The 16,871-nt window shown below is 53.6% G+C and carries 14 protein-coding genes; 4 read left to right on the top strand and 10 right to left on the bottom strand.

What is annotated here, in order from left to right:
- Positions 1–48: 48 nt before the first annotated feature.
- From nuoF to lrhA, 6 genes are all read right to left on the bottom strand, one after another.
- A complete protein-coding gene (nuoF, locus tag ACWWFX_RS01220) occupies positions 49–1,386 on the bottom strand; it encodes an NADH-quinone oxidoreductase subunit NuoF (protein WP_276219758.1) in 1,338 nt (445 codons plus the stop codon).
- Positions 1,383–1,883, bottom strand: coding sequence for an NADH-quinone oxidoreductase subunit NuoE (gene nuoE / locus ACWWFX_RS01215; RefSeq protein ID WP_015963655.1), 501 nt, complete (start codon positions 1,881–1,883; stop codon positions 1,383–1,385). The genes nuoF and nuoE overlap by 4 nt, the downstream gene beginning before the upstream one ends.
- Positions 1,884–1,885: 2 nt before the next feature.
- Complete coding sequence (nuoC, locus tag ACWWFX_RS01210) at positions 1,886–3,691, bottom strand: NADH-quinone oxidoreductase subunit C/D (RefSeq protein ID WP_276219757.1); 1,806 nt, start codon at positions 3,689–3,691, stop codon at positions 1,886–1,888.
- Positions 3,692–3,777: 86 nt separating this feature from the next.
- On the bottom strand, positions 3,778–4,452 hold the full coding sequence (nuoB, locus tag ACWWFX_RS01205; RefSeq protein WP_015963653.1) for an NADH-quinone oxidoreductase subunit NuoB: 675 nt from the start codon (positions 4,450–4,452) through the stop codon (positions 3,778–3,780).
- A gap of 15 nt (positions 4,453–4,467) precedes the next feature.
- A complete protein-coding gene (nuoA, locus tag ACWWFX_RS01200) occupies positions 4,468–4,914 on the bottom strand; it encodes an NADH-quinone oxidoreductase subunit NuoA (protein ID WP_276219756.1) in 447 nt (148 codons plus the stop codon).
- 629 nt (positions 4,915–5,543) lie between these two features.
- Positions 5,544–6,485, bottom strand: coding sequence for a transcriptional regulator LrhA (gene lrhA / locus ACWWFX_RS01195; protein WP_015963651.1), 942 nt, complete (start codon positions 6,483–6,485; stop codon positions 5,544–5,546).
- 930 nt (positions 6,486–7,415) lie between these two features.
- Between lrhA and ACWWFX_RS01190 the strand changes: the two genes are divergently transcribed.
- Entirely contained in the window at positions 7,416–8,633 is a 1,218-nt protein-coding gene (locus ACWWFX_RS01190) for a pyridoxal phosphate-dependent aminotransferase (RefSeq protein ID WP_473223006.1), read from the top strand.
- A gap of 77 nt (positions 8,634–8,710) precedes the next feature.
- Positions 8,711–9,310, top strand: coding sequence for a 5'-deoxynucleotidase (yfbR, locus tag ACWWFX_RS01185; protein ID WP_276219755.1), 600 nt, complete (start codon positions 8,711–8,713; stop codon positions 9,308–9,310).
- Between the two features lie 114 nt (positions 9,311–9,424).
- Here the strand turns inward: yfbR and ACWWFX_RS01180 are convergent, their stop codons facing one another.
- The 4 genes from ACWWFX_RS01180 to yfbV all read right to left on the bottom strand — a co-directional run bounded on the left by ACWWFX_RS01180 (position 9,425) and on the right by yfbV (position 13,046).
- Complete coding sequence (locus tag ACWWFX_RS01180) at positions 9,425–11,257, bottom strand: SLC13 family permease (RefSeq protein WP_015963648.1); 1,833 nt, start codon at positions 11,255–11,257, stop codon at positions 9,425–9,427.
- An 85-nt stretch (positions 11,258–11,342) separates the two neighbouring features.
- On the bottom strand, positions 11,343–12,002 hold the full coding sequence (locus ACWWFX_RS01175) for a sugar phosphatase (RefSeq protein WP_473223005.1): 660 nt from the start codon (positions 12,000–12,002) through the stop codon (positions 11,343–11,345).
- A gap of 11 nt (positions 12,003–12,013) precedes the next feature.
- Entirely contained in the window at positions 12,014–12,508 is a 495-nt protein-coding gene (locus tag ACWWFX_RS01170; protein ID WP_149462008.1) for a YfbU family protein, read from the bottom strand.
- An 82-nt stretch (positions 12,509–12,590) separates the two neighbouring features.
- Positions 12,591–13,046 carry a terminus macrodomain insulation protein YfbV gene (yfbV, locus tag ACWWFX_RS01165; protein ID WP_108473586.1) on the bottom strand — a complete coding sequence of 152 codons (456 nt, stop codon included), beginning with the start codon at positions 13,044–13,046 and terminating at the stop codon, positions 12,591–12,593.
- Between the two features lie 337 nt (positions 13,047–13,383).
- Here yfbV and ackA point away from each other — a divergent pair, with 337 nt between their 5' ends.
- Both ackA and pta read left to right on the top strand, forming a co-directional pair.
- Positions 13,384–14,586, top strand: coding sequence for an acetate kinase (ackA, locus tag ACWWFX_RS01160; RefSeq protein ID WP_015963644.1), 1,203 nt, complete (start codon positions 13,384–13,386; stop codon positions 14,584–14,586).
- 78 nt (positions 14,587–14,664) lie between these two features.
- Complete coding sequence (gene pta, locus ACWWFX_RS01155) at positions 14,665–16,806, top strand: phosphate acetyltransferase (RefSeq protein ID WP_276219752.1); 2,142 nt, start codon at positions 14,665–14,667, stop codon at positions 16,804–16,806.
- The last annotated feature ends 65 nt before the right edge of the window (positions 16,807–16,871 follow it).

Below are 16,871 nucleotides of genomic sequence, written 5' to 3'. Positions count from 1 at the left end.
TTCCAGTTGGCCCAGTCAGAGACTGAGCGTTAATCGAAATTCTCTGTTTTACCAGCGCGTCTTCAACAGGTTCGGCTGAATCCCATGGATCGCATGGGTATTGCTGAACTGCTGCTTGATGCCCGCTTCAAATTCTTCGCGGAAATATTTAATCGCGCTCTGTAACGGTTCTACCGCGCCAGGTGCGTGCGCACAGAATGTTTTACCTGGGCCCAGGAATCGACACAGTTGCTCAAGTGTCTCGATATCGCCCGGCTGGCCTTCGCCTTTTTCCAGCGCGCGCAGAATTTTCACGCTCCACGGCAGGCCATCACGGCATGGCGTACACCAGCCGCACGACTCACGGGCGAAGAACTCTTCCAGGTTACGCACCAGGCCAACCATGCCAATTTCGTGGTCAACGGCCATCGCCAGCGCCGTACCCAGACGGCTGCCCGCTTTACCAATGCTTTCGAACTCCATTGGCAGGTCAAGATGCGCTTCGGTGAGGAAGTCAGTTCCCGCACCGCCTGGCTGCCAGGCTTTGAATTTCAGGCCATCGCGCATGCCGCCCGCGTAATCTTCGAGGATTTCACGCGCGGTGGTGCCGAACGGCAGTTCCCACAGGCCCGGATTTTTCACCCGACCGGAGAAGCCCATCAGCTTGGTACCCGCATCTTTGCTTGTAGAGATGTTCTGGTACCACTCCACGCCGTTGGCGAGAATAGCGGGAACGTTGCACAGGGTTTCCACGTTGTTAACGCAGGTCGGTTTGCCCCATGCGCCAGAGGTCGCCGGGAACGGCGGCTTGGAACGCGGGTTGGCACGACGCCCTTCCAGCGAGTTGATCAGTGCGGTTTCTTCACCGCAGATGTAACGCCCTGCCCCGGTATGCACGAACAGTTCAAAATCAAACCCGGTGCCGAGGATGTTTTTGCCCAGCAGACCGGCTTCGGTTGCTTCGGCAATCGCGCGGCGCAGATGGACCGCCGCTTCAACGTATTCACCGCGCAGGAAGATGTAGCCGCGATACGCTTTCAGCGCAAACGCGGAAATGAGCATGCCTTCCACCAGCAGGTGCGGCAGTTGCTCCATCAGCAGACGGTCTTTATAGGTGCCCGGCTCCATTTCATCGGCGTTACACAGCAGGTAACGGATGTTCATGGATTCGTCTTTCGGCATCAGGCTCCACTTCAGGCCGGTAGAAAAGCCTGCGCCGCCACGCCCTTTCAGGCCTGCGTCTTTCACCTGATTGACGATTTCATCCGGGGAAAGCCCCAGCAACGCTTTACGCGCGCCTTCATAGCCGTTTTTGCTACGGTATTCGTCCAGCCAGACCGGCTGTTTGTCATCACGCAGACGCCAGGTCAGCGGATGCGTTTCGGGAGTACGGATAACGTTTTTCATTTATACCGCTCCAGTAGTTCAGGAATGGCTTCCGGCGTCAGATGGCTGTGAGTATCCTCATCAATCATCATGTTCGGCCCTTTGTCGCAGTTCCCCAAGCAGCAGGTCGGCAGCAGCGTAAAGCGACCGTCAAAGGTCGTCTGCCCCGGTTTGATGTTAAGCTTTTGCTCCAGCGCCGCCTGGATACCCTGGTAACCCGTGATGTGACACACCACGCTGTCGCAGTAGCGGATCACGTGACGGCCCACCGGCTGGCGGAAGATCTGGCTGTAGAACGTTGCCACGCCTTCGACGTCGCTTGCCGGAATACCCAGCACATCGGCAATCGCGTGGATCGCGCCGTCCGGCACCCAGCCACGCTGTTTCTGAACGATTTTCAGCGCTTCGATGGACGCCGCACGCGGGTCTTCGTAGTGGTGCTTCTCGTGCTCAATAGCTTCACGCTCTGCCGCACTCAGCTCAAAAGCCTCGGTTTGTGGTTGTTGATTCTCGTGCATAATTAGCGGTCCACGTCTGACATAACAAAATCGATACTACCCAGATAGACGATAAGGTCTGATACCAGGCTGCCACGAATAGCCGACGGGATCTGCTGCAGGTGCGCATAGCTCGGCGTGCGGATACGGGTGCGGTAGCTCATGGTGCTGCCGTCGCTGGTCAGGTAGTAACTGTTAATACCCTTGGTCGCTTCCACCATCTGGAACGATTCCTGCGCCGGCATGACCGGGCCCCAGGAAACCTGCAGGAAGTGGGTGATCAGGGTTTCGATATGTTGCAGCGTGCGCTCTTTCGGCGGCGGCGTGGTCAGCGGGTGATCCGCTTTGAACGGGCCTTCCGGCATGTTGTCGAGGCACTGCTGAAGAATACGCAGGCTCTGGCGCAGCTCTTCCACTTTCAGCATAACGCGGGTGTAGCAGTCAGAAACGCCACCGCCGGTCGGGATTTCAAAGTCGAAGTTTTCATAGCCAGAATACGGACGCCATTTACGCACGTCGAAGCCGATACCGGTGGCGCGCAGGCCAGCACCGGTGGTGCCCCACTCCAGCGCTTCTTTCGCGGTATAGGCAGCAACGCCTTTAGAGCGGCCAATCAGGATGGTGTTACGCAGCGCGGCTTTCTCGTAAGAGTCGAGACGCTTCGGCATCCACTCAAGGAACTCACGCAGCAGGCGATCCCAACCTTTCGGCAGGTCGTGCGCTACGCCGCCGATGCGGAACCATGCCGGGTGCATACGGAAACCGGTAATCGCTTCCACCAGATCGTAGATTTTCTGACGATCGGTAAAGGCAAAGAATACCGGCGTCATCGCGCCGACGTCCTGAATAAACGTAGAGATATACAGCAGGTGGCTGTTGATGCGGAACAGTTCGGAGAGCATCACGCGAATAACGTTCACGCGATCCGGCGTGGTGATCCCCGCCAGCTTCTCAACGGCCAGCACGTACGGCATTTCGTTGACGCAACCACCGAGGTATTCGATACGGTCGGTATACGGAATGTAGCTGTGCCAGGACTGGCGCTCGCCCATTTTCTCCGCGCCACGGTGGTGGTAACCCACGTCAGGCACGCAGTCAACGATCTCTTCGCCATCAAGCTGCAGGATAATACGGAATGCACCGTGCGCAGACGGGTGGTTCGGGCCGAGGTTGAGGAACATAAAGTCCTCGTTTTCGGTACCGCGCTTCATGCCCCACTCTTCCGGTTTAAAGGTCAGCGCTTCCATTTCGAGGTCCTGCTTGGCTTTAGTCAGCTCAAACGGATCGAATTCGGTGGCGCGCGCCGGATAATCTTTACGCAGCGGGTGGCCTTCCCAGGTATTCGGCATCATGATGCGACGCAGATTCGGGTGGCCGTTAAAGGTAATGCCAAACATCTCCCAGGTTTCACGCTCATACCAGTTGGCGTTCGGGAAGAGTTTGGTGAAGGTCGGCACGTTCAGATCGTTTTCAGACAGCGCCACCTTGAGCATGATATCGCTGTTGCGATCGATAGAAATCAGGTGGTAGAAAACGGAGAAATCCGCCGCGGGTAAACCCTGGCGGTGCGTGCGAAGACGTTCGTCCATGCCGTGTAAATCAAACAGCATGACGTAAGGCTTAGGCAGTTTCTTCAGGAAGTCGCCGACTTCCAGCAGCTGTTCGCGCTTGACCCAAACGACGGGAACCCCGGTGCGGGTCGCCTGAACGGTAAAAGCATCCGGCCCAAAACGGTTGCGCAGTTCGCCGATGACCGGATCATCAAGGTGATCGCGGGTTTGCCAAACGGCTGCGTCATGCGCGGTTAAATCGGTCATATTGTTCACCATTGCAAAAGGTCCGTGGTGACTGCTGACGAGGCTTCGCGTTGTAGTAGATTGATTTGCGAAGTTTTTATCCCGCCCGCAGGCGCAAATTAAATCTCGTCAGGCGTGCGCAGATTCGTCACTGCAATTCGTTCGCCGCGTTTACGCTCGCGTTCCGACTGCATGTTGGCGCGATAAACGCCCTGATCGCCCACCACCCACGACAGCGGGCGGCGCTCTTTGCCGATAGACTCTTGCAGCAGCATCAGTGCCTGCATATAGGCTTCCGGACGCGGCGGGCAGCCCGGGATGTAAACATCAACCGGAATAAACTTATCAACGCCCTGCACGACAGAGTAAATGTCGTACATGCCGCCAGAGTTCGCGCAGGCGCCCATTGAGATAACCCACTTAGGTTCCAGCATCTGTTCATACAGGCGCTGAATAACCGGGGCCATCTTGGTGAAGCAGGTTCCCGCTACCACCATCAGGTCAGCCTGACGCGGGGAAGCACGCAGAACTTCCGCACCGAAACGCGCCACGTCATGCACCGCAGTGAAAGACGTCACCATCTCAACGTAGCAGCAAGAAAGACCAAAGTTGTATGGCCAGATTGAGTTTTTGCGACCCCAGTTGACCATATCGTGCATCGCGTGTTCGAGCTTGCCCATATACACGCTTTTGTTAACTTCCTGCTCCAGGGGATCGGTAACAATCTCCTGTTTTTGCAGGGGATAACGGTCGTTCTCACCGTTAGGATCTATGCGGGTGAGCGTATAATCCATCTTATTGCCTCGCTTTTACTGCGTATTACGGTTAGTGACGCTGTCAGTATCGGAGTTCACCAGGGTGCGGCGAGAACGCGCAGGCGTCCAGTCAAGTGCGCCAACACGAACGAGGTAAACCAGACCAGCCAGTAGCACCAAAATGAAAATTGCGGCTTCGATAAACCCTACCCAGCCACTTTCGCGGATAGAGGTTGACCAGGCGAAAAGGTAGAGCGCTTCCACGTCGAAGATGACGAAGAACATGGCGACCAGATAGAACTTCGCGGACATGCGCAGGCGTGCGGTACCCACAGAGTCGATACCCGATTCAAACGGCGTGTTTTTACTTCTTGCGCGCGCGCGACCGCCAAGATACCAACCGCCAACCAGCATGAGGCAGCACAGGCCAACGGCGATGAGCAGAAAGATAGCAAATGCCCAGTGATGAGCGATGATTTCAGTGGATGTTGACATACGCAAAGCTTTACCAAATAGGTAGCATAACCACTTCTGCTCTTACCGGCAGATGGACGCTACATCGATTCATGGGGAGGATTAAAAAACCAGCAAAACGGCCAGAATCAAAGCATAGACCGAAAAAATTTGAGGTTTTTTACTCCTTTCGATAACCTTTTGTCAACTTTAACAAAGGTTTCATCACATTAATTTACATCAATTCCATTTCATTAACATTACGTGCCCTTTGCGGCATTTCGACTCATGTCACCCTCCGGATTGAGTGCTGGTGAATCGTGTCCGTTTAAGAACAATAACAATTAGTACCCTTCTATTTTGACAGGAATTTCACACGATTCCTCCCCCTCTGGAGGAGTATTTTCTTGATCTAAGACACGGTTCTGTTAATTCGACCTGAAAAACAGCAACAAAACACCCGGTTTTTTAACATTAGCAGGATATGTTAAAAGTGGATCACAATTGCCCGAATTTACGGCAAGTAATCACTTAATTAACTGATTGCATTACGAATAGTAAAAAGCATTAATTGCAAAAAGCATTAGCGCAGGCGAAAAAAAAGCCACTGGCTCATTTTCGCTGGCCAGTGACTCTTTTTTACACTTACATTTTGTTACCAGTTTTCTACAAGGTTGTTACTCAATAACCTCGTCATCAGCATGGGAATTATCTCCCCCTTCCAGGGTATAGACAGTGCTCTGTGTCCATGGCTTGATGCTCGTCTCAACCGACTGGAAGATCATCTGCATTAATTCATTTGGATTCTGCACGTTACAGCTTAGTAAATATTCGGTATCTGGCAACACCGGCATTTTGTCGGCTCTTCCCAGCACGCGCAGTTCCGGGCTCATCATCTCTACCGGCCTTGCGGTAACGCCAAGCCCCGCCTTCACCGCAGCGCGTACCGCTGACGGTGTAGAGGCCACATACGCCAGACGCCACGGCACATTTGCCGCATCCAGGGTGGAGATAATCATATCGCGGAACGGGCTCGGATCATCAAGCAACACCAATGGTACGGGCTCTCCCGGACGCAGGGCGAACTCTGCGGCGCAGTACCAGTGCGTCGGCGAGGTACGTAACACCGTCGAGTGGAACGCGTCGATCCGGTGCGTGGTGAGTACCAGATCAACCTCGTTCTTATGGAGCATGTCCGCCATGTCCGCGTGTCGCTTAACACGCACATCAAGCCCAAGCTTCGGCCAGGCGGAGCTAATACGGTTGAGCAGGAACGGCAGGATGGTATCCGCTGACTCATCGGACGAACCAATCGTCAGTTGCCCCTGAAGCGTACTGAACATCAGCGATGTACAGGCTTCATCATTAAAGCGCAGGATTTTACGTGCATAGCCTAAGAGCTGGATACCGTGTTCGGTCAGCAGTTTATTACGGCCATGACGGGCAAAAAGTTCTTTGCCAACAAGTTGTTCAAGCCGCTGCATTTGCTGGCTAACGGCGGATTGGGTGCGACAAACGGCTGCTGCTGCTGCGGCAAAAGTGCTCAAATCGGCGACCGCAACAAATGTTCTCAGCAGATCGAGGTCGAGGTTCAGTATCGGACGATTTGCATTTATCATATTTATTCACTTACAGGTCGCTAAGGCTAACCTGCCTTGTTGATGCCGCGCTCTAAAATCAGGCTCATCCTTTTAAAAGCCCATCCTTCGGCATGATGCAACCGAATGACTGCCTGACGGAGCGGTATTACATTAAAATTGTCTGCCTCCCATCGGGTGACAGTCCCCTCTGCGATAAAGTGTTTATCTTCAGGTGTGAGACTATTGTTCTCAGTACCTTTGTGTGAGCTCTTTCAAAATCCGGTTGTCTGGCCAGTCGATATAATGCTGACTACCCAATAATACCGGAGGGAAACAAATGATTAAAAAGTGTTTAATAACATCACGTTGTCTGTTTGCAGCGATAATCACTCACAAGTATGATGAATGAATGTCCGCGATAACATCATTATCCTAACCTAAAACCATTATATTTATAAGTATTAATAAGTAAGATCTTTAGGCAAAAATTCCATTAAAATCAAAATGCTTTAATAAAACTAACAATTCTTAATGATTACTTTGCAATTTAAAATAAAACATTAATGACCGGCAGAGGTGTTCATTAACAATGATTAACATTGAATTCACAGAGAAATGTATTAGCCATGATGTATATGTTTCATAAATTCATTCACAATTAATATTACTAAAGCATTGCTAAAGTATATCGCGGCACATTTTCGCCTGACTTAACTGTTTTGTTTTTAATCAGTTAAAACAACTGAAAATCAACAAGCAACCAACACAAGACGCTATAAAACAATAAATTAACAATACATACAATCGGCATTGTCGCTGAATTTTAGATAAAAAGAATGTGCTGCGACATTAAAACTGACAAAATCTTCTCCTGTTGACCCTTCAAAACACCGGTGATGCGGAGTACATTATTCCAAGCTGACTTCCATGGCTGGGAGTGGCGATAACAGCTAAAAAGGTTAAAGGTTCATGTCCCCCATCGAAAAATCCAGCAAGTTAGACAACGTCTGTTACGACATCCGTGGCCCGGTTCTGAAAGAGGCCAAACGCCTTGAAGAAGAAGGCAACAAAGTTCTGAAGCTCAACATCGGCAACCCGGCCCCCTTCGGGTTTGACGCGCCGGATGAAATCCTGGTCGATGTGATCCGCAACCTGCCAACAGCGCAAGGTTATTGCGACTCCAAAGGGCTCTACTCCGCCCGTAAAGCTATCATGCAACACTACCAGGCACGCGGCATGCGCGATGTGACGGTAGAAGATATTTATATCGGCAATGGCGTATCTGAACTGATTGTGCAGGCCATGCAGGCATTGCTGAACAGCGGCGATGAAATGCTGGTGCCGGCACCGGATTACCCGTTATGGACAGCAGCAGTCTCGCTTTCCGGCGGCAATGCGGTGCACTATCTGTGCGATGAATCCGCAGGCTGGTTCCCGGACCTCGACGATATTCGCGCCAAAATCACCCCGCGAACCCGCGGCATTGTGATCATCAACCCGAACAACCCAACCGGGGCGGTCTATCCCAAAGAGCTGCTGTTGGAAATCGTCGAGCTCGCCCGCGAACATAACCTGATCATCTTCGCTGACGAAATCTACGATAAGATCCTCTACGATCACGCCCAGCACCACTCTATCGCCGCGCTGGCCCCAGACTTACTGACCGTGACCTTTAACGGCCTGTCAAAAACCTATCGCGTGGCGGGCTTCCGTCAGGGCTGGATGGTACTGAACGGGCCGAAAAAACATGCGAAAGGTTATATTGAAGGGCTGGAAATGCTGGCCTCAATGCGCCTGTGCGCCAACGTTCCGGCGCAGCACGCCATCCAGACGGCGCTGGGCGGGTATCAGAGTATCAGCGAGTTTATCGTACCGGGCGGTCGTTTATATGAGCAGCGTAACCGCGCGTGGGAACTGATTAACGAGATCCCTGGCGTCTCGTGCGTGAAGCCTAACGGCGCGCTCTACATGTTCCCGAAAATCGATGCTAAACGCTTTAACATTCACGATGATCAGAAAATGGTGCTCGATTTCCTGTTGCAGGAAAAAGTGCTGCTGGTTCAGGGAACGGCGTTTAACTGGCCGTGGCCGGACCATGTGCGTATCGTCACACTGCCGCGCATCGACGACCTCGAGATGTCAATTACCCGCTTTGGCCGCTTCCTGTCGGGCTATCGTCAGGCGTAAGGCGTTGGCCGGATTTGCATCCGGCCCGCATCTCAGCGCACAATGACCCTTACTGATGTAACCGAGTAAGGGTCGCTATGAATCAGAGTCATTTTTTTGCCCACCTCTCCCGCCTCAAATTAATCAACCGCTGGCCATTGATGCGCAACGTGCGCACGGAAAACGTCTCTGAACACAGCTTGCAGGTGGCGATGGTTGCCCACGCGCTGGCCGCGATTAAAAACCGTAAATTTGGCGGACAGGTTAACGCCGAGCGCATCGCACTGCTGGCGATGTATCACGACGCATCGGAAGTGCTTACCGGAGACTTACCGACACCGGTGAAATACTTCAATTCGCAAATCGCCCAGGAATATAAAGCTATCGAAAAGATTGCCCAGCAGAAGCTGGTCGAGATGGTGCCGGAGGAGTTGCAGGATATCTTTGCACCGCTGATCGATGAACATCAATACAGCGAGGAAGAGAAATCGCTGGTTAAACAGGCCGATGCGTTGTGTGCGTATTTGAAATGCCTGGAAGAGTTATCGGCCGGGAATAACGAGTTTTTGCTGGCAAAAGGTCGGCTGGAGAAAACGCTGTCAGAACGGCGTAGCGAAGAGATGGACTACTTTATGGACGTGTTTGTGCCGAGCTTCCATTTGTCGCTGGACGAGATCAGTACCGATTCGCCGCTGTAGTGCGGTCTGTTGTTGCCGGATGGCGCTGGCGCTTATCCGGCCTACAGGTGCATCCAACATTATCAACCCGCTTAGGCCGGATAAGGCGAAGCCGCCATCCGGCTTTACCGCCACTCAAAACGGGAACAATACCGGTATCAGCAGCACGCTGACAATCATCACCAGAATGGTGAACGGAACCCCGATTTTCACGAAATCACTGAAGCTATATTTCCCTGGCCCCAGCACCAGCGTGTTCACCGGCGATGATACCGGCGTCATAAAGGCCGCCGAGGCCGCCATCGCCACTACCATGGCAAACGGATAGGGTGAAACGCCCATCGATTTCGCTGTCGCCAGCGCAATCGGCGCCATCAATACCGCCGTTGCCGTGTTGGAAATAAACAGCCCGATAGTGGCGCACATCACGAACAGACAGCCCAGCATCAAGTACGGTCCCTGCCCGCCGCCGATATCCATCAGCCCTTTCACCACCAAATCAACACCACCGGTTTTTTGCAGCGCCAGCGCGAACGGCATCATCCCCACAATCAAAATGATGCTCGGCCAGTGAATGGATTTATACGCGCTTTGCGCATCAATACAGCGGAATTTCCCCATCAGCAGGCAGGCTATAATCGCCGCAATCGGGTTAGGTATTTCATCTGTGAGCATCAAAGCAACCATCAGCACCAGACAGAAAATCGCATGCGGAGCCTGGCTATGCGCTGGCGAAGCATCGCTCACTTCAACCGGCAGGTTAAGCACCACGAAATCGCGCCCTTTCTGCGCCAGCTGATTGATGAGTTTCCAGTTCCCCACCACCAGCACGATATCGCCAAGTTCCAGCGGGATGTCTACCACCGAGCCGTCCAGCGCTTCGCCGTTACGTTTCATCCCAACGACGTTCAGACCATAACGGGTACGAAACGCTATTTCGCGCACCGTTTTCCCCAGCAGTTCCGATTCCGGGATCAGCGAGACTTCCGCCATCCCTACATCGAGCGCCTGATCGGCAAAGTATTCACCACGCAGCACCATTGGCTCAAGCATCTGTTCGGCGCAAAACTCACGCAGGTCCACGTCTGCCGCCGACATGTCGATCAGCAGCACATCGCGCGCGCGGAATTCAGAGACCCCGTTAACGTTCACAATCACCCGGCGAAAACGACGCCAGCGTTCCACGCCGATAACGTTCGCGCCGTAGCGTTCACGCAGCTTCAGGTCATCGAGTCGCTGGCCAATCATTGGCGAGCCGGGGCGAATCGCCAGGCGGCGCGCACGCCCCGTTAAGCGATAAGCTTTGATGAGATCGCGAAACGAGCTGCGTTTGCCGCCATCGCGTGACGATGACGGGTCTTCGCCTTTGAACATAAAGCGCATCAGCAGCATATAAACGATGCCGAGCAGCAGCACGACCAGGCCAATCGGCGTGACGCTGAAGAAGCCAAAGCCGTGCAGCCCTTCGCGAAGTAATTCACTGTTGACCACCAGGTTCGGTGGCGTCGCCACCAGCGTCATCATACCGCTGATAAGCCCGGCAAAACTGAGCGGCATCATCAGGCGCGACGGCGAGATATTCATGCGCATCGACACGCTGAGGACGACGGGAATAAAGATAGCCACCACGCCGGTTGAGCTCATAAACGCACCGAGACCGGCGACGGTGAGCATCAGATAGACCAGCATCTTGGTTTCGCTGCTGCCGGCAACCTGCACCAGCCACGCGCCCATCTTGGTGGCGACGCCAGTACGCACCAGGCCATCGCCGATGATAAACAGGGCGGCAATCAGAATAACGTTGGGATCGCTAAAACCTGAAAAGGCTTCGCTGAGGGTTAAGGTGCCACTTAGTACGAAGGCCACAATGACCAACAGTGCGATAGCATCCATGCGCACTTTGCCCATCGCGAACAGCACAACCGCGATAGCCAGTAGAGAGAGCACCCAAATCAATTCACCGTTCAAAACACATCCTTGTCAGAAAGATAAGTGATAAGTGGTTATATCATGGCAGAAAAAAGCCCCGTGTATGCGGGGCCAAATCATAAGTTTATGCTTTTAACGTCACATCAACGGTGCCGTCGGGCTGTTTAGCAATATTGAGCACATCAAGCGTCGTCAGCACAAAATCGGCTTCGTTAAGACGTGGCGCATCTGCCGGCACGTTAACCGCTATCACATGACACCCTGCCGCCAGACCGGAGAGCACGCCCGCCGCCGCATCTTCCACGACGGTACAATCCAGCGGGGCGAGCCCTAACAGCTCCGCGCCAAGCAGATACGCATCCGGCTCTGGCTTGCCGCGTTTCACGCGCTCGGCGGTGACAAAGACTTCCGGCATCGGCAGCCCCGCCGCTTTGTGGCGCGCATGAGCAACCGGAATCGAGCCCGACGTCACAATCGCCCACGGAATGTGGTTCGCGTTCAGCGTTTCGAGCAACTCAAGCGCGCCTGGCAGTGCAATCACGCCGTCCGTATCGCTGGCTTCAATCTGCTCAAGGCGGGTGAACTCGGCCTGGATCGCCTCTTCAGATTGCCCCGGCATAAAGTGGCGCAGCGAGGTGATCGCTTGTTTACCGTGGATAAAACCGAGGATCTCATCGTGCGGTATCCCGAAACGATCGCCCCAACTGCACCATGAGCGTTCCACGACCGGCAGAGAATCCACCAGCGTACCGTCCAGATCAAACAGAAAACCTTTACACTGCACAGGCGCCTCCCTCAGGCGTTGATGATTTGATTAATTTCGTTGCTGCTCAGGTGGTACTGGCGCGGGCAGGAGTGCCAGACGTTCAGCATGCGCTGATATTTTTCCCACATTGGGGTCTGGGCGTTAAAGCCGTGCGTTCCTGCGTCGAAATGGGTATAGCGGCCTTCAACATTAACCATGAAGCGGACATAGCTCAGGAAGCGGGCTTCGGTTGCCGCGTCAAAACCAAGGAAGGTGACGCGACGTTCATCGATAGTGTCGGCGTCTTTCAGGTTGGTCCATGAAACGTGCAGCGCGTGATACATCTCCATGATGTCGATAACAATGCGGCAGGTTTCTTCTTTTAACTCACCGAAGTCGCGATCCAGTTCGCGCATTTGCAGGCCAAAACCGCGCTCGATGATGGTCTGCAGACGGCGATAGCGTTCCGCGTTATCGGGATCAAGCATCGTCATCATTTTGTATTGATTAGACAAAATCAGACGTTGAGCATGGGTCATTTCCATTTTTACGACTCCTGTTGCGCTTTGCAGCATAAAAAAAGACACAAACGTTGTGCCTTCTTTTATATGCGTTTTTGATGGTTAATTACAAATCATCAAGGAAAGTTTTATCCAGTTGTTTGAAGGCGCGCTTAAGCGTGTCAGCCAGCGCCTGGTAATCAGGCTTGCCTTCTACCGGGGCGAGCGCCTGCCCGGCTTCCTGTAATTTGCCACGCACTTCGTAGAACCACTGCAAGGTGGACGGCGGCAGCGGCGTAACGGAGCGTTTCCCCAACCACCATAGCCCCTGCATCGGCAGGCTCAGGGCAAACAGCGCGGTGGCGACGGCCGGACCAAGTTGCCCACCCAGGGCAATTTGCCAGCACAGGGTAAAGACCGCTACCGGCGGCATAAAGCGGATTGCGTGGCGAGTGATACGGATCGCGCGGTTTTCAATAAACACCGGCGCAAGGCGTTTTTCCAGCGGCCACGTCTTAGAGTAGTGCTGCCCCCGGCGGAACAAACTAAAAAAACTGACCGAGCGATTTTCGGGCGTCGACATGGCTTACCTCAACTTCACATATAAAAATTAAAAAATTCGTGCAAATCCACAACTGGGTATGACAACGTTCAAAACATTTTGGCATAAACCCTGCAATCGGGTATCCTGTGCCAGCCTGAGATGAGGGCTAGTCTATCTCGTCCAGTCCGTCAAATTATCGCATATTCTGCCATTGGCTGAAAAATATGCAAAATGACTTAGAATCAATATGTATTTCTTTCATCCTGCCTCAAAATCGATTCAGGCATGATGTTAATCATAAATGTCAGCTTCATCCTGCGCTACGCTTTGTGACTCCTGACGTTTTTTTAGCCACGTATCATAAATAGGTACTTCCATGTCGAGTAAGTTAGTACTGGTTCTGAACTGCGGTAGCTCCTCACTGAAATTTGCCATCATCGATGCACTGAACGGTGACGAGTACCTCTCTGGTTTGGCCGAATGTTTCCATCTTCCTGAAGCACGTATCAAATGGAAAATGGACGGCAGCAAACAAGAAGCGGCTTTAGGTGCAGGCGCCGCTCACAGTGAAGCGCTGAACTTTATCGTTAACACTATTCTGGCACAAAAACCAGAACTGTCTGCACAGCTGACTGCGATTGGTCACCGTATCGTACACGGCGGCGAGAAGTACACCAGCTCCGTTGTTATCGACGAATCCGTCATTCAGGGCATCAAAGACTCTGCCTCTTTTGCTCCGCTGCACAACCCGGCTCACCTGATCGGTATCGCCGAAGCGCTGAAATCCTTCCCGAATCTGAAAGACAAAAACGTGGCTGTATTCGATACCGCGTTCCATCAGACCATGCCGGAAGAATCTTACCTTTATGCTCTGCCGTACAGCCTGTACAAAGAGCACGGCGTTCGTCGCTATGGCGCGCACGGCACCAGCCACTTCTTCGTGACTCAGGAAGCGGCCAAAATGCTGAACAAACCGGTTGAAGAACTGAACATCATTACCTGCCACCTGGGCAACGGTGGTTCTGTTTCTGCAATCCGTAACGGCAAATGCGTTGACACCTCTATGGGTCTGACTCCGCTGGAAGGTCTGGTAATGGGTACGCGCTCTGGCGATATCGACCCGGCTATCATCTTCCACCTGCACGACACCCTGGGCATGAGCGTTGACGCTATCAACAAAATGCTGACCAAAGAGTCTGGCCTGCTGGGTCTGACCGAAGTCACCAGCGACTGCCGTTATGTTGAAGACAACTACAAAGAGAAAGCTGACGCTAAACGTGCAATGGACGTTTACTGCCACCGTCTGGCGAAATACATCGGTTCTTACACTGCACTGATGGACGGTCGTCTGGACGCGGTTGTCTTCACCGGTGGTATCGGTGAAAACGCTGCAATGGTTCGCGAACTCTCCCTGGGTAAACTGGGCGTTCTGGGCTTCGAAGTTGATCACGAACGTAACCTGGCTGCTCGTTTCGGTAAATCTGGCTTCATCAACAAAGAAGGCACCCGCCCTGCTGTTGTGATCCCGACCAACGAAGAGCTGGTTATCGCGCAAGACGCCTGCCGTCTGACCGCCTGATTCCACACCGCCAGCAATGCTGGCGGTGCTGTTTTGTGCCCGCCAAAATCGGCGGCAACGAGCAAAAGAGGATAAACCGTGTCCCGTATTATCATGCTTATTCCTACCGGAACCAGCGTCGGCCTGACCAGCGTCAGCCTGGGCGTCATCCGTGCTATGGAACGTAAAGGCGTTCGTCTGAGCGTCTTCAAACCTATCGCTCAACCGCGTACCGGTGGCGATGCGCCAGACCAGACCACCACTATCGTGCGTGCGAACTCTGCTATCCCGGCGGCTGAACCGCTGAAGATGAGCCACGTTGAGTCTCTACTGTCCAGCAATCAGAAAGATGTGCTGATGGAAGAGATCATCGCTAACTACCACGCGAACACCAAAGACGCGGAAGTGGTTCTGGTTGAAGGTCTGGTTCCGACTCGCAAACATCAGTTTGCCCAGTCTCTGAACTATGAAATTGCTAAAACGCTGAATGCCGAAATCGTCTTTGTAATGTCCCAGGGTACCGATACCCAGGAACAGATCAACGAACGCATTGAGCTGACCCGCAGCAGCTTCGGCGGCGCGAAAAACACCAACATCACCGGCGTTATCGTTAACAAACTGAATGCCCCGGTTGATGAGCAGGGCCGTACTCGCCCGGATCTGTCTGAGATCTTCGACGATTCCACCACTGCAAAAGTGATTAAAGTCGATCCTGCTAAATTGAGCTCTGCCAGCTCTCTGCCGGTTCTGGGCGCGATTCCGTGGAGTTTCGATCTGATCGCGACGCGCGCTATCGACATGGCGCGTCACCTGAATGCGACCATCATCAACGAAGGCGATATCAACACCCGCCGCGTGAAATCCGTGACCTTCTGTGCACGTAGCATTCCGCACATGCTGGAACACTTCCGTCCGGGTTCACTGCTGGTGACCTCCGCTGACCGTCCTGACGTTCTGGTTGCCGCTTGCCTGGCAGCAATGAACGGCGTGGAGATCGGCGCACTGGTTCTGACCGGCGGCTATGAAATGGACGCGCGTATCAGCAAACTGTGTGAACGTGCCTTCGCGACCGGCCTGCCGGTATTCATGGTGAACACCAACACCTGGCAGACCTCTCTGAGCCTGCAGAGCTTCAACCTGGAAGTCCCGGTTGACGATCACGAGCGTATTGAGAAAGTTCAGGAATACGTTGCTAACTACATCAACGCAGACTGGATCGAGTCTCTGACTGCGACCTCCGAGCGCAGCCGTCGTCTGTCTCCGCCAGCGTTCCGTTATCAGCTGACCGAGCTGGCGCGTAAAGCGGGTAAACGTGTTGTTCTGCCGGAAGGCGACGAACCACGTACCGTTAAAGCAGCCGCTATCTGTGCTGAACGTGGTATCGCAACCTGCGTGCTGCTGGGTAACCCGGATGACATCAACCGCGTTGCTGCTGCACAGGGCGTTGAACTGGGCGCTGGCGTAGAAATCGTTGACCCGGATGTGGTTCGCGAAAGCTATGTTGCTCGTCTGGTTGAACTGCGTAAAAACAAAGGGATGACCGAAACCGTTGCCCGCGAACAGCTGGAAGACAACGTGGTTCTCGGCACCCTGATGCTGGAACAGGACGACGTTGACGGTCTGGTTTCCGGTGCGGTTCACACCACTGCGAACACCATCCGTCCGCCGCTGCAGCTGATCAAAACTGCGCCGGGCAGCTCTCTGGTTTCCTCTGTGTTCTTCATGCTGCTGCCGGAACAGGTTTATGTTTACGGTGACTGCGCGATCAACCCAGACCCGACCGCTGAACAGCTGGCAGAAATCGCGATTCAGTCCGCTGATTCCGCTACTGCTTTCGGTATCGAACCGCGCGTAGCGATGCTCTCCTACTCCACCGGTACCTCTGGTGCAGGTAGCGATGTAGAGAAAGTTCGCGAAGCGACTCGTCTGGCGCAGGAAAAACGTCCTGACCTGATGATCGACGGCCCGCTGCAGTATGACGCCGCCGTTATGGCTGACGTTGCGAAATCTAAAGCGCCGAACTCTCCGGTTGCAGGTCGCGCTACCGTGTTCATCTTCCCGGATCTGAACACCGGTAACACCACCTACAAAGCGGTACAGCGTTCTGCCGACCTGATCTCCATCGGGCCGATGCTGCAAGGCATGCGCAAACCGGTTAACGACCTGTCCCGTGGCGCGCTGGTTGACGATATCGTCTACACCATCGCTTTGACCGCGATTCAGTCGTCTCAGCAGGACTAATACAGCCTGCCGCCCCTTCACCGGGGCGAAAAAAAATCCAGGGGGTTAAACCTCTGGATTTTTTT

The sequence above is a fragment of the Pseudocitrobacter sp. 2023LY-00077 genome (assembly GCF_055796175.1).
Note: the sequence above shows the minus strand (reverse complement) of the source record. Positions and strands in the feature narration are given on the sequence as shown.

What these genes read in the sequence shown, in the direction of transcription:
- lrhA (WP_015963651.1), bottom strand. Translation starts at nt 6,485, where the DNA reads ATGATAAATGCAAATCGTCCGATACTGAACCTCGACCTCGATCTGCTG.
- yfbR (WP_276219755.1), top strand. Translation starts at nt 8,711, where the DNA reads ATGAATCAGAGTCATTTTTTTGCCCACCTCTCCCGCCTCAAATTAATC.
- ackA (WP_015963644.1), top strand. Translation starts at nt 13,384, where the DNA reads ATGTCGAGTAAGTTAGTACTGGTTCTGAACTGCGGTAGCTCCTCACTG.
- nuoF (WP_276219758.1), bottom strand. Translation starts at nt 1,386, where the DNA reads ATGAAAAACGTTATCCGTACTCCCGAAACGCATCCGCTGACCTGGCGT.
- ACWWFX_RS01170 (WP_149462008.1), bottom strand. Translation starts at nt 12,508, where the DNA reads ATGGAAATGACCCATGCTCAACGTCTGATTTTGTCTAATCAATACAAA.
- ACWWFX_RS01190 (WP_473223006.1), top strand. Translation starts at nt 7,416, where the DNA reads ATGTCCCCCATCGAAAAATCCAGCAAGTTAGACAACGTCTGTTACGAC.
- nuoB (WP_015963653.1), bottom strand. Translation starts at nt 4,452, where the DNA reads ATGGATTATACGCTCACCCGCATAGATCCTAACGGTGAGAACGACCGT.
- yfbV (WP_108473586.1), bottom strand. Translation starts at nt 13,046, where the DNA reads ATGTCGACGCCCGAAAATCGCTCGGTCAGTTTTTTTAGTTTGTTCCGC.
- nuoE (WP_015963655.1), bottom strand. Translation starts at nt 1,883, where the DNA reads ATGCACGAGAATCAACAACCACAAACCGAGGCTTTTGAGCTGAGTGCG.
- nuoC (WP_276219757.1), bottom strand. Translation starts at nt 3,691, where the DNA reads ATGGTGAACAATATGACCGATTTAACCGCGCATGACGCAGCCGTTTGG.